Source organism: Eubacterium sp. CAG:161 (assembly GCF_000432355.1).
GTDB classification, from domain to species: domain Bacteria; phylum Bacillota; class Clostridia; order Lachnospirales; family Lachnospiraceae; genus Eubacterium_G; species Eubacterium_G segne.
Genome location: NZ_HF991871.1, coordinates 1 through 25,192, shown reverse-complemented (window position 1 = coordinate 25,192; position 25,192 = coordinate 1). Strand labels below are relative to the sequence as shown.

General features: G+C 34.2%; 18 protein-coding genes and 1 pseudogene. 3 read left to right on the top strand and 16 right to left on the bottom strand.

The features are described from left to right. The 5 genes from Q5O30_RS06680 to Q5O30_RS06660 form a co-directional block, all read right to left on the bottom strand. A partial coding sequence (locus Q5O30_RS06680) for a glutamate--tRNA ligase family protein (protein ID WP_302674629.1) occupies window positions 1-344 on the bottom strand: 344 nt, incomplete at its 3' end. A 117-nt stretch (window positions 345-461) separates the two neighbouring features. After that, the gene (locus Q5O30_RS06675) at window positions 462-1,136 is read right to left on the bottom strand and encodes a 3D domain-containing protein (RefSeq protein WP_021952976.1); all 675 of its coding nucleotides are present in this window, start codon (window positions 1,134-1,136) and stop codon (window positions 462-464) included. A 141-nt stretch (window positions 1,137-1,277) separates the two neighbouring features. Beyond that, window positions 1,278-1,586 carry a hypothetical protein gene (locus Q5O30_RS06670; RefSeq protein ID WP_021952975.1) on the bottom strand — a complete coding sequence of 103 codons (309 nt, stop codon included), beginning with the start codon at window positions 1,584-1,586 and terminating at the stop codon, window positions 1,278-1,280. Window positions 1,587-1,606: 20 nt separating this feature from the next. Beyond that, window positions 1,607-4,654, bottom strand: coding sequence for a gamma-glutamyl-gamma-aminobutyrate hydrolase family protein (locus tag Q5O30_RS06665; RefSeq protein WP_021952974.1), 3,048 nt, complete (start codon window positions 4,652-4,654; stop codon window positions 1,607-1,609). 4 nt (window positions 4,655-4,658) lie between these two features. After that, window positions 4,659-6,221, bottom strand: coding sequence for an LCP family protein (locus Q5O30_RS06660; RefSeq protein ID WP_021952973.1), 1,563 nt, complete (start codon window positions 6,219-6,221; stop codon window positions 4,659-4,661). 149 nt (window positions 6,222-6,370) lie between these two features. Here Q5O30_RS06660 and Q5O30_RS06655 point away from each other — a divergent pair, with 149 nt between their 5' ends. Genes Q5O30_RS06655 through asnB form a run of 3 tightly spaced genes read left to right on the top strand, consistent with a single transcriptional unit; the run spans window position 6,371 to window position 9,649 of the window. After that, a complete protein-coding gene (locus tag Q5O30_RS06655) occupies window positions 6,371-7,186 on the top strand; it encodes a dipicolinate synthase subunit DpsA (protein ID WP_021952972.1) in 816 nt (271 codons plus the stop codon). After that, complete coding sequence (locus Q5O30_RS06650) at window positions 7,187-7,792, top strand: dipicolinate synthase subunit B (RefSeq protein WP_021952971.1); 606 nt, start codon at window positions 7,187-7,189, stop codon at window positions 7,790-7,792. It begins immediately after the preceding gene. Between the two features lie 12 nt (window positions 7,793-7,804). Next, complete coding sequence (gene asnB, locus Q5O30_RS06645; RefSeq protein ID WP_021952970.1) at window positions 7,805-9,649, top strand: asparagine synthase (glutamine-hydrolyzing); 1,845 nt, start codon at window positions 7,805-7,807, stop codon at window positions 9,647-9,649. A 50-nt stretch (window positions 9,650-9,699) separates the two neighbouring features. On the opposite strand, the gene Q5O30_RS06640 is transcribed toward asnB, so the two are convergent. From Q5O30_RS06640 to Q5O30_RS06590, 11 genes and pseudogenes are all read right to left on the bottom strand, one after another. After that, window positions 9,700-12,276, bottom strand: coding sequence for a translation factor GTPase family protein (locus Q5O30_RS06640; protein WP_021952969.1), 2,577 nt, complete (start codon window positions 12,274-12,276; stop codon window positions 9,700-9,702). A 48-nt stretch (window positions 12,277-12,324) separates the two neighbouring features. Then, on the bottom strand, window positions 12,325-13,446 hold the full coding sequence (nagA, locus tag Q5O30_RS06635) for an N-acetylglucosamine-6-phosphate deacetylase (protein WP_021952968.1): 1,122 nt from the start codon (window positions 13,444-13,446) through the stop codon (window positions 12,325-12,327). Window positions 13,447-13,460: 14 nt separating this feature from the next. Beyond that, window positions 13,461-14,198, bottom strand: coding sequence for a glucosamine-6-phosphate deaminase (gene nagB / locus Q5O30_RS06630; protein WP_021952967.1), 738 nt, complete (start codon window positions 14,196-14,198; stop codon window positions 13,461-13,463). Window positions 14,199-14,220: 22 nt separating this feature from the next. After that, window positions 14,221-15,060, bottom strand: a complete 840-nt coding sequence (locus Q5O30_RS06625) for a response regulator (RefSeq protein ID WP_021952966.1) — start codon at window positions 15,058-15,060, stop codon at window positions 14,221-14,223. 59 nt (window positions 15,061-15,119) lie between these two features. Continuing rightward, window positions 15,120-15,989, bottom strand: a complete 870-nt coding sequence (locus Q5O30_RS06620; RefSeq protein WP_021952965.1) for a carbohydrate ABC transporter permease — start codon at window positions 15,987-15,989, stop codon at window positions 15,120-15,122. A gap of 9 nt (window positions 15,990-15,998) precedes the next feature. Then, window positions 15,999-16,679: a carbohydrate ABC transporter permease gene (locus Q5O30_RS06615; protein ID WP_370553111.1), complete on the bottom strand. Its 681-nt coding sequence runs from the start codon at window positions 16,677-16,679 to the stop codon at window positions 15,999-16,001. Window positions 16,680-17,000: 321 nt separating this feature from the next. After that, window positions 17,001-18,299: an ABC transporter substrate-binding protein gene (locus tag Q5O30_RS06610; RefSeq protein WP_021952963.1), complete on the bottom strand. Its 1,299-nt coding sequence runs from the start codon at window positions 18,297-18,299 to the stop codon at window positions 17,001-17,003. A gap of 244 nt (window positions 18,300-18,543) precedes the next feature. Next, a complete protein-coding gene (locus Q5O30_RS06605; protein WP_021952962.1) occupies window positions 18,544-20,379 on the bottom strand; it encodes a sensor histidine kinase in 1,836 nt (611 codons plus the stop codon). Window positions 20,380-20,410: 31 nt separating this feature from the next. Beyond that, a complete protein-coding gene (locus tag Q5O30_RS06600; protein ID WP_021952961.1) occupies window positions 20,411-21,826 on the bottom strand; it encodes a phosphoglucomutase/phosphomannomutase family protein in 1,416 nt (471 codons plus the stop codon). Window positions 21,827-21,850: 24 nt separating this feature from the next. After that, window positions 21,851-24,244 (bottom strand): GH36-type glycosyl hydrolase domain-containing protein, encoded by a 2,394-nt coding sequence (locus Q5O30_RS06595; RefSeq protein ID WP_021952960.1) that lies wholly within the window; start codon window positions 24,242-24,244, stop codon window positions 21,851-21,853. A 223-nt stretch (window positions 24,245-24,467) separates the two neighbouring features. Beyond that, window positions 24,468-25,192 (bottom strand): annotated as a pseudogene (locus Q5O30_RS06590) (hypothetical protein); the annotation flags it as partial.

Genomic DNA, 25,192 nt, shown 5'->3' with positions numbered 1-25,192 from the left:
TACATCTGTTCAAAGTAATTTGATGCAAAAAACAATCTGTCTTCCCAGTCTGCACCTAACCATTTGATATCTTTTAATATGGATTCAACAAACTCTTCCTTTTCCTTTGTAGGGTTTGTATCATCAAATCTCATGTTAAACTTGCCGTTGTATTCCTTAGCAAGTCCATAATTTAAAAGAATTGATTTTGCATGTCCAATGTGAAGATATCCGTTTGGTTCCGGTGGGAATCTTGTTTGAACATGGTCAAATCTTCCTGTTTCTAAATCCTTGTCAATTATCTGCTCAATAAAATTCCTTGATTCTGCTTTTTCTTTTTCATTAATTTCTGTGTCTATTGCCATCTTTTGCCTCCGGTTTTTATTACTTTATACACAATTGTTAAAATTATACACTAAATGGAACTCTATTTCAATAACGTAAAAAAGGAACTTATAGTAAAGCTCCTTTTTTATGTGTTCTTATCTTTTTACATAAACGTCACAGTATCTTACACCCCAGTCTAAAGCCTTTGAATGGGAACTGAAGAATATATCAATTCTGTTTCCTCTGATAGCACCACCTCTGTCTTCAACAGTATATGTGTGACCGTTAATCACAACCTTTGAGCCAAATGAAAACTGTGATGTATCTGCAGCTATAGTTCTTCCTGCCGTTGCCACGGTACCTGATGCGGTAATACCTGTTGACTTTCCACAGCATCTTGCACAACTGCAATAACCTGTAACTTTAAATGTTCCAACCTTTATATATTTACTTTTTTTCTTTTTTCTCTTGTTCTTAGCCGTTTTCTTTGATTTCTTCTTCTTTTTCTTCTTGTTCTTAGAAGATTTGGACTTCTTTTTTGTGATTTTTATTGAATCATTTGATTCAATAACTATTGGCTCTTCTGAAGTATCTGCTAATAAATTATTGGTGGCTGCTGTATTTGTGTTTAGAACATTTGTAGATAACTTACTAACCTGATTAACAGATTTAGTAATAATGTCTGCATTAACTGACTGTAAAGCTTTAACCTTATCTTCTGTAAGCTTAACATCATTGTTTATTTCATTACCATAGAAACAACTTGAAACCGTAATAACAAGTGTCATGGCAAATAAAACAATGCCAGTAATGAGTTTTGTTTTATTCATAAATACACTCCTTCTCTATGCACTTATCCTGTGCACAAGAAGTACTATACAGCATTTATTACGTTTTGTCAATAAATTATTACAAATTTGTTACATTTATATTTTAATTTGAAATTATTTGGTTAAAATTATTACATTGTATTAGAAGATTTTTTCTAATATTCTGTCTAATACATATTCATGTCCACAAATAACTATTGTGTCATCATTTACAAGAATAAAGGCTGTTTTTCTAAGATTGTATACAACCCCTAATTCGATTCCACCATAGGTTTCTGCTTTTCTTATAATGGAATTTATTTCACGTTTTGACATATTAACTACCGGCATGTCATCTCTACGTTTAAATTGTATAATAGGATATCCACCCTGGTAGCCTGCCACAATTAAATTCTCAAGATTATATTTTTGTGACCAGCACAGAAGTTTTTTATCGCTGATTGTATTCATAAAAGTTTCCTCATTTCCAATTATTTAATATGACGCTGTATAAAATTAATAACCAAACGTCTTGTATCTTCAAGAGCATTTGCAGTAGCAAATTTTCTTTCCGGATGCCACTGTAATGCAAGAATTTTCATTTCGTCTGAACCAAATGCCTCAATGGTGTTGTTTTCCCTGTCTATGGCAAGAGGCTTGAAACATGGTGCCAGACCATCTGCCGGAACCACATCCTGATGGAAATTATTAACCCATATTTCCCTGTTTTCTTCAACAAGATAAACCTTGTGATCAACTCCCCTTGGTCTGTCACTTTCAAGAGTAGGATGATAAAGTAGTTTTCCACCAAACAAAACATTTAAATACTGCATACCACGACAGGTGGCAATAATAGGTATACCTTCCCCTATACAATGCTTAATAAGTTTATCTTCCATAATATCACGGTGGGGCTGCAATTCCTCATTATGGCTTCTGTCATAATATTTAACAGGTAGTGCTCCTCCTCCGGCTACTATTAAAAGATCACATTGTCTCTCAAACAATTTTCCGACATTTTTTACATAGTTAGACGCAGGCTGTGGAATAAAGCCCAATAGCTCATAAAATCTAATGTATGCTGCCTCTAACACATCTGTAGGGTCTCCATATTGATTAATTCCCTCTCTTTGGGTAATAAGAGCCCTTAAATCCTCACATTGTATGCCCTCTTTGATAATGCCGTTGGCACAGTCTAATTCCATGTAATTAATGCCTGATGCATAATTATATATTTTTTCACCACATCCTATGGCAGCAGGTATTTCAAATTCTGCACACCTTATTGCCATATGGGATGCCATTCCACCGTACTTTGTAATAAAGCCCTTAATTCCCTTAGTAAATATCCACTCATATCCCGGATCAGCCTTTGGAATCATTACGATTTTATCCATAAGGTCTTCATCGGTTTCATGCTCTAAATTTACAACTTCACCTTCTACTTTTTTGGAAGTAATAAAGTTAGGTCTTGCTTTATTTACCGGAATAACAGATATACCTGTTTCGTTTAAAATTACATCAGGTAAAATTATGTTTGAGTACTCATTGTAATAATCCTGATTTTGTTTTATTACATTTTTAAGAAAAGCTTCTATTTCCTTTATTCCAAGTCTTCTGCAATCCTCTAAATCCTCAACGGAAATCCAGGACAAATCATTTCTGTCAATATTTAATATTTTTCCAAGACTTTGTATTAAGTCAATGGCAAGACTAAGGGATTTTGTAAATTCAAATTTAAAATACTCCCTGCTTTCTATTGCCGTTGTCATAAAATGAATAAAATCCTTTGCAGGTATGTCAAAATCAATAGATAATAATGCTTTTGCCAGAATTTCCTCGTTAAGCCCTGTCTTTATTGCTTTTTCCTTTTGAGGCTTGTAAGTTCCTGTAACCGGTCTAAATACCATCTGATTGTAACTGTCGGTTCTTATGTCATATGTGCCACTTCTTAAATGACCGTACTTGCTGTTAAAATCATCTCTTGTCATTTCACCGGCAGAATATTCCTGGTAATCTTTTTCAAAATCTGAAGATACAGTGGTAATTCCCTTCATAAAATTATCTATATCTTCCTGAACAAACCATCCTGATGCCACAAGGGAACTGCAAAAACTTCTTGCTATAAAAGCCATTCTTGCCTGACGGGTAAACTGTGGTGTTCCAAATCTTCTTATATTTTCAAGAAGTTCAATTATAACTTTAATCAACTCCTGAGGGTTAGAACAATTCTCATATCTGTCTTTAATCCGTTTCCTTATACTTTCAAGTTTCTTAATGTCACCGGTATCATTAACGGAAATTTCATTGTAATTTGATACATTATTAAATGTAAGCTCTTTAAGTGCTTCCGCTATTTGTTTTCTCTCACTGCTGGAAAAACCATAGTCTAACAACTCGGTAGTTCTAAGATAAGTGTTAAAGTCATAGCTGGAATATACAATTTCAAATTCTATCTTATCATGTGCCGTAACGTCTTTTTTTAACTTAGATGAATAGAATGAAACTAATTTTTGAGCCAGCTCTTCATCAATCTTAGCCGGTATAAGGGAATAAAATGAATATTCCAGACTTATATATGGCTTTACACCTATTTTGTACATGAGCTCGTCGTCTAAGCGCCTGTATCCCATAGGTACCAGACCTTCATTCCATGCCTTTGACGTTATAATAAATCTATATAGTGAATAATCCAATGTTCTTGGACTTGTTCCAATAATTTCTGACGGATTCCAAAATGCCATATCGGAAAACATCATATAATTGCCATCTATTATATTCTTTATGTTTCGATAATCATTTTTCAGATTATTTATTTTGTCATAAAAAACATTAAAACTCTCAGAAGCCTTTTTATTTTTTGAAAAGTTAGCCACTAAAGGTCTGACCTGAAAAATAATAACTTCATTTTTTTTATTAATGGCAAACTCAATATCAAGGGGTATCTTAAGAAGTTCCTCAATTTCGTTAACAGCCGTAAGTAAGTTACACCATTCCACATCTAATTCGTTTAACCGGGTGTTTCTTGCTATCCAAAGTGTTTTTCCACCAATACCACTGGTAACGGAATCCGTTGAGCCGCTGTCATCATAATTAATTAAATAATATGGTCTCTGACCCTGAATATCGTAAGTAAATAATACCCCGCTGTATGCTACATCCACTGCCTGATGCTGAATTAATACCTGCTGATTTGATATATCATCAATGTCTGATGAATAGGACGCAATAACATCATCAATTGCATTTATTACAGATGTAACATTAGATGAATCTACATCCAACAAACTGGTGTAATGACCTGCATTGGACTTTTTGTAACAGTCCTCGTTTGTAGATGAACTTCTTACAACAATTTTTGCTCCCTTAAACTTTTTCCCAATGTTAAGGGCAACCTCTCTTTTGTTTTTTACGTAGTCCTCTACCACAATAATAAGCATTTCTTCAATAAACGCCTTTGTGATAATTTTCTCTAATGCCTTTAAGGTATTTGCTTTTGTTGAAATTATTTCATTCTTAAGGTTATTATTTTTCTCCATTAATTTACTCCTTTGTACTTTCAGGCTCTTTTATATCCTTATTTTCCTTATTATCCTCTAAAAGCTGCTTAGCTGTATTAATGGTATTTTCATCAGGAACCATAACATATGCTTTCTGATTTGGAATACTGTATGTGTAATCTGATGTTCCCTGACCGCTTACACTGTACTGGGTTATTTTCCACTTAGGTGCACGGTTTAACTGAAACCTTACAAGAGATTTAATGCTTTTCTTTGTCATATTAGTTTGAAAGCATTCACTAATTTCACTTAAAATACTGTCATAATTTTTCAGTAATGCAGGTGACTGGCATTTGGCAATTACAGATTCAATTACTTTCATCTGGTCCCTACCTCTCTGATGGTCACCTGCAGCAAATGAATGTCTTTCTCTTGCAAACCAAAGGGCTTCTATTCCGCTTAAATTTTCATTAAGACCTTCTTTGTAGCTAAATCCTGCCGCTGAAAATGCGTAATCAGAATCAACGTCTATACCACCTAAGGCATCAATTATTTTAACAAATCCCGTAAAATTAAGTCGTACATAATAATCAAAATCTATACCATAAATCATTTTAAGAGTGTCCATAGATACATCAATTCCATAATTTCCTGCATGGGTCAGCTTGTCCTTTACACCATTGGATATAGATAATGGTACATAGTAATCTCTCGGTGTTGAAATAAGAACAATGTTACCTGTAAGAGGATTTACTGACATAATAATGTTTACGTCACTTCTACTTTTAACGGTAACGTCTCCTTCTGTATCAATTCCGCTTAAATATACATTGAAACATCTTTTTGTGGCATTACCCTTATCATTCATTTGGGCAACGGCATTTTCCACTGTAGTTGTATAAATACATTTAATCTTGTCTGTAAAATCAGAATATTTGCCATTTTTCTTTCCATCATCCGTGTCATCTCCTGCTGATTCAATGGCATCAATTAATGACTGGTTAAGAATAATTGCATCAACATTTCCCTCTAGGAGTTCCTGCGCTAATGTAACAGGGTCATTTATTTCTTCGTTATCTACAATAGCTGTAAGTTCAGTTTCTATGGCATTTAAAACATTTTTAATATCTTCTGATGAAAACTGACTGTTATATCCGAATTTATACTTAAGGGCATGTTTTAACTTTTCGGCTTTATTTTCTTTAAGAACATACACACCATATTCGTCTGTGGCTAATAAAGAGTTTTTAACTATTTCATCAATGGTTTCTTCTGTTTTAGTAAACATGCCTTTGATTTTTGAATTATATGTTATACCTAAAATACCTGATGTTACCATTGCTACAATAAGTATTAATGACAAAACAATTGAGAAAATCCTACTTTTAAATCCTCTCTTTACCACGAAAGGAATAATTGAAATTACCACAAGAAATATCTCGGCAAAAACAATATACTTAACCGGGAGATATTCTAACAGCAGATAGTTTTTATATGAGGCAATATCATAAAAAACAACCTCTAAAAATACTAATGCCGCTATTACCAGAATATTAAATATTAATGCAGTAATTTTTAACTTTTTTCTTATATTCTTCTTTTCCATCTTTTCCTCCAAAAGCATTATTTCAAATATCTTACAGTATACCATTTAATAGTGAAAATAAAAATATATTATTGGAGGCACTGACAATTTTTTTATTATTTTAATCACTGATAAATAATTTCAGCATATTTTATAGCATGGAGGTTATTATGAAAACTATTTCTATTATTTCAGGTGACAAACGACAGTTTTATATAAAAGAATATTTGAAAAATAACGGATATAATGCCGAAATAATAACAAACATGGATTTTAATAATACTGACATAATTGTTGCAGGAACTCCATTTGTGAAAAATAATGAATATATAAATTGCGACTACTATACCGGTTTTCCGGTGGATACATTTCTAGGACTTTTAAAACCGAAACAAATTGTATTTGCCGGTAGCATCAGTGAGAATATAATGAAACTTTTTCCTAAAAATATTAAATTAATTGATGTTTTAAAGGATGAAGATGTGGTCTGGAGCAATGCCATGCTTACAGCCGAGGGATTAATTGGTGAGATTATTAAAAATACGGATTTTCCCCTTAATAATTCAAAGGTGCTTATTTTAGGCTTTGGAAAATGCGGAACTAATATTGCTTCGAGACTTTTTAACTTAAATTGTGATGTATCCATATATGACCATACAAAAAAACATTTAAGTCAGGCAGTATCATATGGATACAAAACCTTAGAAAAAGACGATTTTTCCATGGGACTTAATAAATTTGACATTATAATTAATACAGTTCCTGAAGTCATTTTCACAGAATATAACATGAGTCTTTTAAAAAAATCCTGTGTTCTTTTTGAAATTGCAGGCTATCCATATGGCTTTGATAAAAAATTGTCAGAAAAATATGGAATATCCCTTATTACATGCTCCGGACTGCCGGGAAAAACAGCTCCTAAGGCAGCCGGGGAATTAATTGCTAAAAGCATTATTTCATATTTAAAACAGAAAGGACTGGGATAAATGGCTCATAACTTTAAGGATAAGAATATTGGTGTTGGAATTACAGGCTCATATTGTACTTACAAGAAGGTATTTGAAGAGCTGAAACACCTTGCTGACACAAAAGCAAACATTATCACGATTTTTTCAGATAACGCTGCCTCAACGGACTCAAGATTTGGAAAATGTAAGGACTTTTTAAGTCTTGCAGAGAAAATCAGTGGGCATCCGCCAATTGTTACCATACCTGACGCTGAACCTATAGGGCCAAAATCAATGCTTGACCTTATGATTATCGCACCTTGTACCGGTAACACATTGTCAAAGCTGGCAAACGGCATTTCAGACACACCTGTTCTTATGGCAGCTAAGGCTCATCTTAGAAATAACCGTCCTCTGGTTATTTTTTTAAGTACAAATGACGCACTGGGAATGAATCTTAAGAATATTGGTATTCTATTAAATACCAAGAACATTTACTTTGTGCCATTTGGCCAGGATAACTATATATCTAAGCCCAATTCTATGATTGCGCATGTAGATTTAATTGAAGAAACCATTGAAAAAGCTCTTAGTGGAAGACAAATTCAGCCTGTTATTAAGAGTCCACATGTGACAATTATGTAAAAGGAGTTTTTTATGTGCGGTATTGCCGGTTTTTTTCAAACTAAATATGACGTGTTTAATGAGCATTCCTGTAGATTGCTTACAAATAAACTAACTAATATGAAAAAATCAATAAAACACCGTGGACCGGATGACGATGATATATATTTAGAAGGTTTTGCAGGTCTTGCCCACACCCGCCTTTCCATTAGGGATTTAAAAGGCGGGCATCAGCCTATGTCCTGTATGTATCGTAACCGGATTGCTACTATTATATATAATGGGGAGCTTTACAATACTTCTGAGCTTACAGAAAAGTTAAAGGAGTACTCCGTCACTTTGAAAACAACCAGCGATACCGAAGTTATTTTGTACTGCTACCTTGTATTTGGTCATAGAATTTTCTCCCAGCTAAACGGGATTTTTTCCTTTGCAATATACGAAGATAACACATTAACTATTGTAAGAGATCATCTTGGAGTTAAACCTTTATTTTACCATTACGACTTTAATCAGTTTGTATTTTCATCAGAAATAAAGGGAATTTTTGCTTACGGAATTGGGCCGGAATTAAATAAGGAAAGCTGGTGCGAAATTATCGGCTTAGGTCCTGCCCATACTCCGGGAAATGGCGTTTTTGAAAACATAAAAGAACTTCTTCCGGGACATTTTATGGAAATCACCTGTGATTCCCATAAAAATATTTTGTGCCGTGACAAATGCTATTGGAAGCTTACATCTAAGCCTCACACTGAAAACTATGAGGATACAGTTAACCATTGCTCCTATTTAATCGAAGATGCCATTGAAAAACAAATGGTTTCAGATATTCCAATATGTACTTTTTTATCCGGAGGTCTTGATTCCAGTTTAGTTTCAGCCATTGTGGCAAAAAAACTTGCCCCTGATAAATTAAACACCTATTCCTTTGACTTTTTAGGTAATAATAAGAATTTTAAGGCAAGTTCCTTCCAAAGCACCCAGGATAGACCTTATGTGGATATTATGGCTAATCATATTCACAGTAACCATTCCTACCTTGAGTGTACTAATAAAGACCAGATTGACTGTTTATACAAAGCCATGATTGCAAGGGATATGCCTTGTATGGCTGACGTGGAATCTTCAATGCTTTATTTTTGTAATTTAGTTTCACAGGAGTGTAAAGTAACCCTTACCGGCGAATGTGCTGACGAAATCTTTGGAGGTTATCCATGGTTTCATAGGGAAGATATGCTAAATCAGGCTACCTTTCCATGGTCTTATGATTTAGATGCAAGAACCTGTCTTTTTAAAGATGATTTTATAAGAGAGCTTCCTTTAAAGGAATATATTAATGAAAAATATTTAAATACCATTAAGGAATGTCCTGATTTAATTGATGATGATAAAATTGAAAGAAGCAGGAGAAAAATCTGTTATTTAAACGTACGATGGTTTATGATGACACTTTTAAACCGTATGGACAGATGTAGTATGTTTTCAGGACTTGAAGCCCGTGTTCCCTATGCGGATTACAGGATTTTAGAATATGTGTTTAATGTTCCATGGAAATACAAATGTTACAATAATCAGGCAAAAAGTTTATTAGTTGAATGTGGGAAAAATTATCTTCCAAAAGAAGTTTTGTACCGTAAAAAAAGTCCGTATCCTAAAACATATGACCCTGATTATGAAAAACTCTTAGGCAATCTTGCCTTAGAGGAATTTCATGCAAATCCAAAATTAAGTGAAATAATTGACAAAGAAAAACTTGTAAATTTTATAAAAAGTCCAAAAGATTACGGAAAGCCGTGGTATGGGCAGCTAATGGCAGGTCCACAGATGCTTGCATATATAATACAGATAAGCTACTGGTTAAAAGAATATATAAAATAAGAAAACAGGGCTGTATTATAACATTTATGTTAAAGTACAGCCCCTTCTTCTTAAATTCCTTTATTTATGCTTTCGCTAATAAGGTTTTCAACTCTTTTAACTTCCTCTAAGAAATTCATCGCAGACATTCTTAGTGCCCCATGTCCCATAATAATCAGCTGCTCTAGGGCATCTGATGTGGCAACGGTAACTTTATATTTGCTACTCATTTTGTGGGTAGTTTTTGCTATATACATATCTGCTGTTTCAGCTGCCCTTGTATACACTACAAACACATTATCATGTTTGTATACTGTTTCAGTATGCCTTTTTACATTATAAGCATCAAATACAACTATAACGGTACAGCCTTTATATCCCTGATAATTAGACATAATATCAAGAAGCTTATCCCTTGCCCCGTCAATGTTGTCTTTAGCTAATTCTTTTAATTCATCCCACGCAAAAATAATATTATACCCGTCTACCAAAACACATTCTGCCAGATTATTCTTATTATTTCCTTTATAAACCTTAGGTTTACTGTCATATCTTCTAACAGTAGGTGTAGCAATTTTTTTTCGTTTTATTTTGCCAAAGGTTCTCTCAAAAATTTCCTCTAATTCCTTGTCTCCTGCATAAGTATTTAACCGGGTCTTAGACGGAGTATCAATATTAATTGTTGTAATTTCCCCAACCTCTATGTTATTAAGATTAGTCTCATCCTTAAGGTGCATATAATCTTCCACCAAATCCCACGGGACATTAAATCCGGCGCCGTGGGCACAAAATACAGACCCTGTAGGATTATTTACATTGCTTTCACTGTCATATCCTATTTCATTAATAACTTCCTCTTCATTGTGACAAGGTGCATAGCCTTTATATTTTAAGGTAAGTCTTCCCTTACCATGAGTATACTCGTTGACTTCCGTTATATAATTCCAAATTTCCGATACCGGTACATAGCCCTTAAGGGTGGCATTACTTTCAGACAATTGTGGTGGATTTGTATAGCCGTACATTCTGCTAATATCATTCATGGCTCTTCCCACACAATCTGACGGAACATCCAAAGTAAAATCATAATATGGCTCTAAAAGCACTGATTTTGCCTTTTTTAACCCCTGTCTTACGGCTCTGTATGTTGCCTGTCTGAAATCACCACCTTCAGTATGCTTTAAATGTGCCTTTCCGGCAACAATAGTAATACATATATCAGTAATTGGTGCACCTGTTAAAACTCCCTTATGCTCTTTTTCTGCTAAGTGAGTAAGAATAAGCCTTTGCCAGTTTTTTGCCAAATCATTTTCTTTAACCTTTGAGTCTAATATAATTCCACTCCCCGGTTCAGCCGGCTCTAACAATAAATGAACCTCTGCATAATGTCTTAAAGGCTCAAAATGCCCAACACCAATTACCGAATCCCCTATAGTTTCCTTATATAAAATTCCGGCAGAATCAAATTCAACATCCATGTCAAACCGTTCCTTAATAAGCTGCTTTAAAACCTGAATCTGAATAGGCCCCATAACGTTTGCTGTTATTTCCTGTTTTTCGCCATTCCACTTTAATTGCAGGGTAGGGTCTTCTTCCTCTAATTCCTTTATTTTTAAATATGCCTGATTAATATTAACCTCATCAGGTGGAATAATTTTGTAGCAAAGAACAGGTATTAAACCAGGGGTTTCACTTTCTTCTTCCTGACCCAATCCCTGACCTGAATATGTTTTGGTAAGGCCAGTTACGGCACATACATCTCCTGCCACAACACTTCCTACAGGCTGGGATTTTTCTCCGGAATAAATTCTTATTTCATTTACCTTTTCTTCCCACTCACCGCTATCTATACTGCTTCCTTTAATGCTTTCCTTAACAGACAACTTTCCACCGGTGATTTTCATATGGGTAAGTCTGTTGCCGTTATTATCCTTTGATATTTTATATATTTTTGCTCCGAATTTATCACTGTACACAGTTTCAAAGGTATACTTACATATCCCCTCTAACAAATCTTCAACTCCTTCAAGCTTTAAAGCCGCACCAAAATAGCATGGAAAAAGCTTTCTGCCAAATATAAGTTCAGTAATGGTTTCCTGACTGATATTTCCTGTTTCCATATATTCCTCTAAAACATTTTCATCAGTCATGGCTATATCTTCTAATATGCCTACATCTCCCTGAAATCTTACAATATTATCTCCAAATTTTTCCTTTAATTCATGTAAAACAAAATCGCCACTTACATTTGGCATATCCATTTTATTTACAAAAATAAAAGTTGGAATCTGGTACCTGGCTAAAAGCTTCCATAATGTTTCAGTATGTCCCTGTATGCCATCTGATGCACTTACAAGAAGAACAGCATAATCTAATACCTGCAATGTTCGCTCCATCTCAGTGGAAAAATCCACATGCCCCGGAGTATCTAATAATGTTACCTCCATATCCTTATATTCAAAGACTGCCTGCTTTGAAAAAATCGTTATTCCTCTGTCTCTTTCCATCTGAAAATTATCCAGATATGCATCTTTATGGTCAACACGACCTAATTTTCTTATTTTTCCCGTTAAATACAATACTGACTCAGAGAGAGTAGTTTTACCACCATCTACATGAGCCAGTATTCCTAATGTAATCTTTCTCATAAATAAGATTATAACTTATAAATTGACAATTTTCAATTTAAGATACACTTATCTGATTACTTTTTTAATATCATAATTTTCATCAATGAGAACAATTCCTGCCCTCTTTCCGTCCTCTATAGTACCACATTCTGAAAGAATGCCTATAGATTTTGCCGGGTTATATGTTGCTGCTTTTATGGCACTGCATTCAGGAATGCCCATTTTAATAATGTTTACCATACATTCATAAACATTTGTGGCACTACCTGCTAATGTTCCATCTTCAAGTCTTACAGCCTTATCCTTTAAGTAAACCGGTAAACCGCCTAGTTCGTATTCACCCTCAGGCATACCACATGCCATGGTACTGTCACTTATAAGAATAATTCTGTCATCTCCAAACATCTTAAATGCTGCCTTAATTGCCGCAGGATGAATGTGTATGCCATCACAAATCATTTCAGCCATAACCCTTTCATTTTCTGCAGCTGCCCCTACAACTCCCGGTTCTCTGTGAGTCAGACCGGTCATTGCATTATAGAGATGAGTAACGTGATTAGCTCCCATATCAAAGGCTAATTTTGCTTCATTATAATTAGCAATTGTATGTCCTACTGAAAATGAAATTTTATCTTTTAAAGCCTTTATACAATCAATGGCACCATTTACTTCCGGTGCAATGGTCACAAGCTTTGTAAGTCCCTTAGAATCCTTAATTAATTCCTGTAAAAATTCCACATCCGGCTTATGGACATATTCCGGATTTTGCGCCCCGCACTTATGAGGTGAAACAAATGGACCCTCTAAATTAATTCCACATAAAACAGCCTCACCTTCACCTGATTTGTGATTAGCTGCAACTGAACAAATTTTTTTAAGCCTTTCTAATGGTAATGTCATTGTAGCAGGACAGATATTTGTAACACCATTACTTAACTGATACTTTGCCATAGCACTTATGGCTTCATCAGTTCCATCGCAAAAATCATATCCCACACAACCGTGAAAATGAATATCCGTTAGTCCCGGAATTACCTTAAGTCCCAAAGCATCAACAATATGATTTTCATCAATGTTATCTGCTTTAATAAAATCATCTACTTTTTCTATAATTCCATCTTTAATAAGAATATCCTTTTTTTCAAATTTAAAATCTTTTGTAAAAACTAAACCGTTTTTAATAAGCATTTTTTGCCTCCATATCAGATATATTCATCTATAAGTTCTAAAGCCTCTGCATCACCTACTAACGTTACATCGTTATGTAACTGTAAAACTGAAGCCGGAACATTTGGAGTTACCGGTCCAAAAAATGCTTTTTTAACTATTTCAGCCTTGTTTTTACCATTTACAACAATAACAATTTTCTTTGCCTGCATAATTGATTTGATTCCCATGGTATATGCTTCCTTTGGTACATCATCTATATTTTCAAAGAAACGAGAATTTGCGTTAACTGTACTTTCTGATAATTTTACACAATGAGTTTCTTTTTCAAAAGCCTCATCAGGTTCGTTAAATCCTATATGTCCGTTATTTCCAAGACCTAACAGCTGTAAATCCACCCCTCCGCTTTTCCTGATAATCTCATTATATTCATCACATGCTTTCTTAGAGTCAGGCTCTAATCCGTTTGGTACATAAGTATTTTCTTTTTTAATGTTAATATGGTCAAACAGATTTTTATTCATGAAATAACGATAACTTTGGTCGTTTTCAGGTGATAGTCCTTTGTATTCATCTAAATTAATTGTCGTTACTTCGCTAAAATCCAAATCGCCCTTTTTATACCACTCTATAAGCTGTGCATAAGTTCCAAGTGGTGTCGAACCTGTTGCCAGTCCGATAACACATTTAGGTTTCATTATTATCTGGGCAGAGATAATATTAGCTGCCATTCTGCTCATTGAATAATAATCATCCGCTTTGATAATACGCATATTGATTCCTTTCCACTATCAATCATACGTTGGTATTATTTCTGAATTCCTTAGGTGACACTCCTTCATAATTTTTAAAAATTCTTGAAAAATGGGTAACGTCCTGAAAACCTATTTTTTCAGAAATATCCTGAATCTTGTATGACGTAGTTTTCAATAATTCTTTTGCTTTGTCAATACGAATTCTATTAATTATTTCAAAGAAACCTTTTCCCGTATACTGATTTAACAACTTGCTAAGATGCCAGTTACTTATAAAGCACTGGTCAGCCACATCTATAAGACTTAATTTCAAAACATAATGCTCATACATAAATTTTATGGCATTTTTAATTATGTAATTGTTTGCATCAGTAAACTTAAGTTTTCCTTCGCAATCTGATTCGTCTATGACTCTGTTTTTAATAAATGTATCATAGAGATATTTTTCTTCCGGATCATTTAAATCCCAGATATCACTATCTGACTCCTCGCCCATATCTCCTTTGGACTGGAGATTTTTTATCATAGCATCAATTGCTTCCTCTAATTCATCAAACTTTGACGGCTTAAGTAAAAATCTTGTTACTCCCAGCTTAATAGCCTGCTGTGCGTACTCAAAATTTCTAAATCCGGTAAGAAGGCAAACCTCAATATTAGGATATTCTGATTTGACAGCGGCAACCATTGCCAAACCATCCATATTAGTCATTGATATATCTGAAATGAGAATATCAGGCTGTAATTCCTTTACTAATTGTAGCCCTTCTAATCCATTACTTCCTGTTCCTACTATTTCACAATTCCAATTAGCCCACTCAATCCCCTTTTGTAAACCTTCAACGATGATTGGCTCATCATCAACTATGACAACTTTATACATAATTTTTCTCCTTTGCCATTTTTATGTTCTTAATATTTTAACACAAAATGGCAAATTTTTTAACCTTTTACGGCACCTACAGTCATTCCTTTAATAATGTACTTCTGTAAACATAAGTAAACAACAAGTACCGGAACAACTATTAATGTAACGGAAGCAAATAACATTCCATAGTTTACACCCTCTTTTGAAGATATGTTATTAAGTAAAACCGTAATTGCCCAGTTCTCCTTTGTTCTTAAGAAGAACATCTGTGTGAACAAATCATTGTAACTCCATAGGAAACTAAATATTCCTACCGTAACAAATGATGGCTTGCTAAGAGGCATTATAACTTTAAAATAAATCTGGAATATGTTACATCCTTCCATATATGCTGCTTCTTCTAATTCAACAGGCAATCCCTGTATATAACTTGATAATACAATAATGGCAAATGACATATTACCTGCAATCTGCGGTAAAATTACCGATAAAAGATGTGCACCAACGCTATTTGTATTAACTAATCCCCATGCAGATTCTAATCTGAATACCGGAATAATTGTGGAATAAATTGGGAACATCATTCCCGCATACAAAAGCGCTAAAAGAACACCTTTTCCTTTAAATTTGTATCTTGTAAGTACATAAGCAGCCATTCCCGATAACAAAATAACAACCACAGCCACTGTTCCTGAAATAATGAAACTGTTTTTATATGCACTTATAATATCGTAATTGTCAAATATTTTTACGTAATTATCCAATGAAAACAAATCTCCAAAAGGAAGTGAAAAGGAATTGCTATATATAGCCTTTCTATCCTTAAATGAGTTTAAAATTGACCATATTAATGGAAAAATTGTTGTCATTGCCCATGCAATAAGGAAGATATAGATGATTATTGTAGAAATTTTTATTTTACTTACTTTGGTTTTATTCTCCATCTTTACCTCCTACACTTCATAATCACTTTTAGTTTTAAATATTTTATTAACCACAACAGATAACACTACACCGATTATAACAATGATTACACCGATTGCTGCCGCAAAGTCAACATCAGAGAATACATTGTCATACATATATGTACCTGTCAGCCATGTATCTGACATACCATTAGGGAACATTGTCCATGGCAAATCAAATACTTTAAGAGCACCTGTAACTGCAAGAACCACACATGTACAAATACTATTTCTAAGAAGTGGTAATGTTATGTATCGTGCCCTTTGAAATTTTGTTGCTCCGTCAATTGAAGCCGCCTCATATAATTCTTCCGGTATTCCACTTAGCCCGGTTAGCAATATGATGAAGTAAAATCCAACATATTGCCATATAACCGGTACCAACATGGTAAATATTGCGTGGTCTGCTTTCCAGTCAATAAGTTCATTAGTTGAGGCGTCTAAATAACCAACAAACTGTAAAATCTGGTTAATCATACCTTTATCATAAAGAAAGATAAGGTTAAACAACAAACCAAGCGCCGTTGCCGAAACAACGATTGGGAAGAAATATACAACTCTGAAAAATCCTGAACCTTTCCTGATGTTGCTTACAAGAAGTGATAAGATAAGCGCAATTCCTACCTCTCCAAGTATTGTTGCAACTATCATGATTCCTGTATTTTTCAAAGCTATAAGCATTTTAGGATCTTGAAATATTTTAATATAATTTATATAAAATGGTTTATTCCACTCAGCAGATGTCGTTCCCATGTATTTAATATGTTGAAAACTGTTTATTATGTTTTGAACAAATGGGTAATACAGGAAAACAAACATGAAAATGAATGCCGGTATAAGGAAAAATATTATCATTTTTTTATTTTTGTAAATTCTTGAATTCATTTTCTCCATTAACCTTTCTAAAATATAAGGGGTTGCTGTTTACCAACAACCCCTGTAGGTTTTAAATTTACTACCTAAAGCATCTTACTGCTTTATTTATAAATATTATTCACTGAGCTTGTCGATAACTGCCTGTACTGCATCCTTAGCGGCTGTTTTGCCCTGTACTATTGATGACATTTCACCAAAGATTGGCTTTCTAACTGCTTCTGATAAGTTATCCTGAACAGCAGGTGAAATTGCTGTTACACCTGCACTAAATGTTACAGCATCTTTTGAAAGAGCAGTCATATTATCTGCCGGTGTTGTTCCATTCTTTAATGCTGTTACACCTGTACCTGCAAATTTAGATACCATTTCATCGCTTGTCATATATTCTACAAAATCAACAGCTGCAGCACGTTTTTCAGGATCATCCCATGCTTTCTTTGTAATGTAGTATCCCATTGAAATACCACCAATAATATCTGTTGATTTACGATCACCCTTACCAGGTACATATGTTACTGTATAGTTTTCCGGATCCTTAACAGCACTTTCAATACCACCGACTTTCCATGAGCCATCGCAAAGGAAAGCTGCCTTGTCGTTTGTGAATAACTGGAATGTTTCGTCGTCTTTTGCTGTTAATGTATTAGCCGGGAAATATCCTTTTTCGTATAATGTTTTAATATCCTCTAAACCACTAACCCATGCTTTTCCTGCAGCATCATCTACCTTAGCAGGAACTGTGTTATGTGTTGTAGGTGAATCAAAGTTGTAAATTGAATATTCAAACCAATAATGTGGAATTTCAAGTAATGATGCAGCAATTGGTGTATATCCTGCTTTCTTGATTTTCTCACACATCTGTAAAAATTCATCCCATGTAGTATCTTTTGTTGGAACATCTACTCCTGCTTTTTTAAGAACTTCTTTGTTTACAAACATTCCTTCCCAGAAACCATTAACAGGAATTGAATAATTCTTTCCATCTACAGGTGATGCGCCAAGCATATCATCCTTCATATTGCTTGCATAATCAGGATATTCTTTTCTAATCTCATCAACTGAAACTACCTTGCCCTGTTCAACGAACTGATTTGAATCAACTCCGTTAAAGAAGAATAATACATCAGGTTCTGAACCTGTTTCAAAGTCTGTTGTAATTCTTGACTTAAATGTTTCATCAGATGTTGCTGAACTGTCATCAACCTTGTTTCCGGTCTTGCTTTCCCAGGCTGCTACTGCATCTTTGTAATTCTGTGCATTTGTGTCCTCACCTGCATAAGTTGTTGTAACGCTCAACTTAACTGATTTCTTACTTGTTTCATCACTGGTTTTTTTACCAGAATTGCTGCTACCGCATCCGACCATTGATACTGCCATAGCACCGCATAATACTAAAGCTAGCGCTTTTCTCATAATTAAATCCTCCTTATTCTCATGAATCAGCATTTTTGTATATTATGTATGACGATGATTCATTTATTTGATTTACATTAATTATTTTACACAAAAAATACCAATAAGTGAATGTATCTTATTGGTATTTTCTTGATATTATTTGGTTATTTTATTACAAAAAAAGTGGTGTTTTTGTTTATAATTGCCATTTTTTGTCTGTTATTGTTCGTTACTATTTCAACAAAGTACAATTTTACAAGAATCAACTTAATTTGCTCTTTTTTATTTTAATCTCACTTACCGTTAAATTATCCTGGGGATTAGATATTGTCAATCCACTATCTTCCCCATAAAGTATCTTTAATCGTTTATTTACATTTCTTATTCCTATATGAGAATGATTTTTAATATTTCCCATATCATTAAGAAGACTGTCTATCTGTTTCCTGTCATGCTCACTTATATTTCCATTATTTTCAACAACAATATATAAATAATCCTCTTTTTCATATATTTTTAGCTTTCCAATTCTGTTGCCATAAATATCACCACCATGTTCCACCATATTTTCAACTAAAGGCTGAACAATTAATCTTGGAATGTTTATATTAAATAATGTCTCATCCACCTCTTTTTTAAACTGAAACTTACTTCCAAATCGCTGAACAATAATATACAAATATGCATTAACATAATCCATCTCTTTTTTTATTGAAATGAAGGACTCATTATTTCTGTTCATTGTTGCTTCCATCATAACACTTAACGATTCAATCATTTTACTTACATCGTTGTTGCCGGCTATTCTTGCTTTCCAGTTAATAATTTCCAACGTATTGTTAAGAAAATGGGGATTAATCTGAGACTGCAATGCCTGCATTTTTGCATCTCTTACGGCAATTTCTTCAGCATAAATCCTCTCAAAAGATTGTTCAAGACTTACGGACATATGATTAAAGGTATCAATAAGCGTACCAAATTCATTTTTCTTGTTAAAATCTGATATTTCGTATCCATATTCTCCATTTTCGATTTTCTCAGATGCTTTTACAAGACTTGATATAGGCTTACTTACATTGGTATAAAAATAATAAAATGTTGCAAAGAATAATGGAATCAATAATAAAATAATTATGATATATACATAAACTGCCACGTTATTTTCACTTAACATTCCAACTCTATCAAGTTTTATTACAAAGGAAAGCCTTTGATTATTAACTGACATTGTGATATATGACATACCTTTATTTTTATTGCATCCATATTTAAGAACTGAATCGGTTATTCCTTCACCGTTCATAACTTTTTCATTGGCAAAATATAATAATTTTTTTCTATCCATTGTGTCTAAGGAGCTGCAATTCTTAATCATATCATTTTCCAGATAAATTAATGAATCCTGCGCCCATACCACATTATCAATACTTTTAAATATGTAACTTTTGTTAATTTCCATTACAAGAATTGCTATTGGCTTATACTGACTATTAACAATGTTTCTAATAAGATATAAGTGATTCGAGATTTCAACAAATTTAGTTCCTGTTCCAAGATTTTTTGCCACACTACTTACAGTTGAAAGTGCATTTGCCATAAATTCATTAATGTTAGCATATGTAGAACCTGCCATATTGCTATATGCATAATACTGATATGGAGTTTTCATGTTAAACAATAATATGGTATTTGATATTAAGGCGCTATATTTGTAGGTATTATTCAGATATGACGATATTTCATCATACATCTGGGCATCATTGCCGTTTTTTTTATATGAATTATAACTGTCTCTTATAACCCCATCATAAGAGGCTCTTTTAGACTCTTCAATTGCCGCCATAATATTGGTTCTGCAAATTTCAGCAGCATTCTCCATGGAAGTATTTACAGTATCATTTATCTGCTCGTTAGTTTTGGTTTCTGCCACATAAAAAAGAACAATAGCCAAAGCAAGACACGGTATAAACCAACACATTAAAATAACCCTTATCATTCCCCTTGTTAAATCAGATTGTTTAAACTGATTTACATTAAATGAAGCCTTGATATTGTTGAATTTTGTTGACATCTTTCCGTTTTTTCCTGCCTTGTCCATTGTCCTAATAATTCTCCTTAACGTCTATTTATTATTTCAGGCCAAGGAATTTTTCAAATATTTCACATACTTTAATCGCATCATCCTTCTCAGGCATTTCACAGAAAATTCTAATAAGAGGTTCTGTACCCGAGAATCTTCCAATTACCCAGCCACCATTCTTAAAGTATACCTTGCATCCATCCATATAGGATACATGATCTATTTCATATGGCAATTCCGGTAACTTCTTTTCAATCATTAAAAGTTCATGAATTTCTTCTTTCTTTTGAGGACTAAACTTGTAATCTCTCTCTTCCATGTAGATACTTCCGCATTCTGCTTCAATATCCTTATAGATTTCTGAAATTTTTCTTCCGGTTACAGCAATCATCTCAATAAGAAGCATTGCAGCATATATACCGTCTTTTCCATTTATATGTCCTCTAACCGTCAGACCACCGGATGACTCACCACCAATTACAGCATTAACTTCTGTCATTTTTGCTGAAATGTACTTAAAACCAACCGGCACTTCATAACATTCCTCGCCAAATTTCTTTGCAACCTTGTCAAGCATATGGGTTGTAGCTACATTTCTAACTACAGCTCCATGCCATCCCTTGTATTTTACCAGATAATAATATAATAACACAAGTATATCATTTGGATGCAAAAATCTTCCTGTATCATCTATAACACCTATCCTATCGGCATCACCATCTGTAGCTATACCAATATCAAAGTTATAATCCATAACTCTTGTTATCAGACCTCTTAATGTTGATGCCGTAGGTGATGGGAGTTTTCCGCCAAAAAGTGTATCATGTCTGTCATGAATTGTTTCTACATCACACCTTGCCGTAAGAAGTAATGTCTTAAGAGGTATTTCAGATACCCCATACATTGGATCAAGAGCCACTCTTAATCCTGCTTCCTTGATTTTTTTCATATCTACAGCTGCAATGATGTTATCTAAATATTCATTTAAAGGATATACTTCCTTTATAAGTCCTTCCTTTTTTGCTTCCTCATAATCCATTTCCTTAATATCATCCGGATTAATTTTTGAAGCATAATCCTCTATTTCTTTTGTCTGATGCTCATCTGCATCTCTACCACCATATGTAAATACCTTTACACCATTGTAAATTGCAGGGTTATGACTTGCAGTAACCATCATTCCGTAAGGCAATTCATGCTTTTCTACATAAAACATAAGAAGAGGTGTTGGTGCTGATTTATTTACAAGTAAAGTTTCAATACCTTCAGCTGCAAATACCTGTCCCATCCACTGCATTGCTTCCTTTGACAAAAACCTTTTGTCATAACCAATTATAATTCCTTTATCTGTCTTATTTTCAGCCTTCATTTTGTTGCACATAGCCTTTGCTAATAACTGAATGTTAGATTTGATAAATTCATCACCAATAACTGCTCTCCATCCACCGGTTCCAAACTTAATCATAGTTTCCTTCCTTTCTTATAACTTTTATCCTAAAACCACTTCTATTTCATTTACGGTTCCTTCCGGTAATACCTTTATTTCAGGAACAATTTCACCATTTACCTTTATTTCCTTAACTCCTTTCATAACAGCATCAGGATTAAGTACTGTGATATTATAAGTAGCTCCTCTCCATTTTCTTACTGCAGAAAATTGCTTCCAGTCTGCCGGTATACATGGATTGATTTCCAGTTTGTCAAAATCAGGTCTGATACCTAGCATATATCTTGTTGCCGAGAAATATGACCATCCACCGGAACCCGTCATAAACGGATGTCTTGCACGGCCAAAGGCTGTGTGATCCTTCCCCATAATAAACTGACAGTAGGAATAAGGCTCTGATTCCCTGATTTCAATCATATCATTCTGGTTATACGGACAAAGTGAATTGTAATATTCCATTGCACGGTCACCACGTCCGAGGACACATTCAGCAGCCCATGCCCATGGATTTGGATGAGAGAATATAGAACCATTCTCCTTTACTCCCGGATATACTCGTGTAACAAATCCAATGTCATCATCCGGAACTGTATATGATGGTGCGTTAAGCATAATTCCGTATTTTGTTGCAAGGTACTTGTGAACACTGTCCATTGCCTTTATGCCCCGTTCATAATCAGAAGCTCCTGATAAAACTGCCCAGGCATTACTTTCCAAATGAACCTTTCCTTCCACATCATTCTTTGTTCCGATTTTCTTAAGATTCTTTGTTATTCCTCTTATATACCAGTCTCCGTCCCAAAGCTGTGTTTCGCATACTTTTTTAACCTTACATGCCATGGCTGTATACTTTTCTACGTCATCATCTCTTCCTAAATATCCTGCCAACTCTAAAAAGCTGTTAATTGCCCAATAATGAAGGAATGAAACCATTGCACTTTCTCCACCGCCTAAATTAAGACAGTCATTCCAGTCAGCCCTAAGCCCCTTACACACACCGGTCTTTCCTACTTCTCTGTCAGAAAAATCAAGTATACTCTTCATATGGTCATATACACGGTCTCTTCCTTTATCTGCATAATCAACTTCCCTGTCAGCAAAGGCTAAATCTCCTGTTTCCTTTATGTATTCAACTATAGATGGTATCAACCATAATGCATCATCTGAACATGCATCTTCTATACCGTGAATAATGTCTTTTTTATTAATTCCCGGAATAACCGTTGGTGATTTGAAAGGCTTTTTCTTTTCCTCTTTCTTTTCAAACCATTCCGGGGAGAATAAATGTAATCCATAGCCCTCTGATACCAGTCCGTTTAGAAGCTGTAGAATTCTTTCTTTACATTTTTCCGGATTTGAATGAGGAATAGTCATGGAATCCTGTGCCGTATCCCTGTATCCTAATCCTGTTCTTCCGCCTAACTCAATAAAGGAAGCAAATCTTGAAAACATAATGTTAACTTCAGACTGATATAAATTCCAGATATTAATCATGGTATTCATGCCTTCGTTTGGTGTATTAATCTGAAGACGGGACATTTTATCTGCCCAATATTCTTCTAACTGCTTATATGAATTATCCACATTTTCAAAGTTAGAATATTTTTCCCTTATTTCTTTTCCTTTTTCTCTATTACCTTCTCCCAGCATAAATACTAAACGTATTTCTTCGCCCGGCTCAAGAATGATATTTTTTTGTAAAGAACCACAATGGTTGTTTCCCTTTTCAAAAGAGCCACTGCATTTTCCATTAACAACTGCTATAGGATTGTCTTCTGTATGATACAAACCGATGAATTTATCCCTTAAACAATCAAATCCATCCGGCTCAAAATTTGATGTGAAATACTGATACCCAAACTCTTCATAGAACAAATCATGCTCTATAACTCCATCCTCGTAGGATGAACCTGCGCAATACAAACTCATTTGGAAATTCTGATTATCAATCATAATATGATGGAATGAAAATTCACAGTATGAAAAAATGCTTAGGTTTCTTGGCTTATCATCAGTATTTTTTATTACAACATCCCATAATTCTACATCATCATCCATGGGAACCGTCATTCTCTGACTTGCTTTTATTTTGTCGTAAAGACACTCATATATGGAATAAGAAAGTCCGTGACGGCATTTGTACTGTGCCTTATCAAGAGGCTTCCCTACCGGCTGCCATGAAATACTAAAATAGTCTCCATTGTCATTATCCCTTATATATACATAATGCCCCGGTCTGTCCATTGGAACTGCATTTCCCCTAAATCTTGTAACCCTGTGATATTCCGGCGATTTGTAAAACATATATCCGCCTGCCGTATGATTTATAACGACACATGTATCTTTTACTCCGAGATAATTAGTCCATGATGCAGGTAATGCTACATTATCTATAACATACTCTTTTTTCTCATTGTCAAAATGTCCGTATCTCATATACTCCTCCATTTTTCTTGTAAGATTTCCTTTTCACTGTTCATTATAAACATGAATAGAAATAAAAAGAATGACTGGGGTTGTTTATTACTTTTCTAAATTTGGCGAATTAATGCCTTTTTACATATAAAATTTTTAAGATGTAATTGAAAACTTTGCAATATAAAAAGAGACACCATTATTGAGGTGTCCCTTTTGTAATTTAAACTACATATACATTTTGTTAAAGTTTGTTAATCTTAAATGCTTCCCATGCTCCTGCAACAGTATCACTTATAGCATATAACTTACCACCATCATTTAGATTAGCCTGAACATACTTACCGTTAGCTATGGAATATAATGCATATTCACCATCGGATATTTTTTCAATAATGAACTTTTCCCATGTTCCTATGCTATCACTTCTTGGTAATAGCTGACATTTCTCATCAATTACAGCACACACATATTTTCCATTAGAAACTGATCTTAAGGATACTGTTCCATCGTCATTTGTAACTATTTGGAATGATTCCCATGCTCCACCACATGATGAACGGTTAGCTACAATAGTATCACTACCTCCGTTTTCAGCACAAACAACTTTTCCATTGGCAATTGATGTAATATATGTATCTGCGTTATTAAAATTAACTCTGTCAACTTTTTCAATAATTATAGATGATGTTTTGTCGTTAAAGTCTCCCAGTCCTGATGCATCCTGTAAAAGTGTTTTAGCCCCTCCTGAAAATCCTGCATCATTATATAATATTACTCTATATCCGTCAGGAACTTTAACTGATGAAATCTGGTCGTTTTTAATTCCCGCTGCAATCATGGCACTATAATCATATTTTCCTTCGCCTAATGAAACTGACCATCCACCATAATCTGAATGCTCACAGAAAGTTGCCTTTGCATTAGATGACGCATTGGAAGTTGAATCTCCTACCTTTTCAATTACAA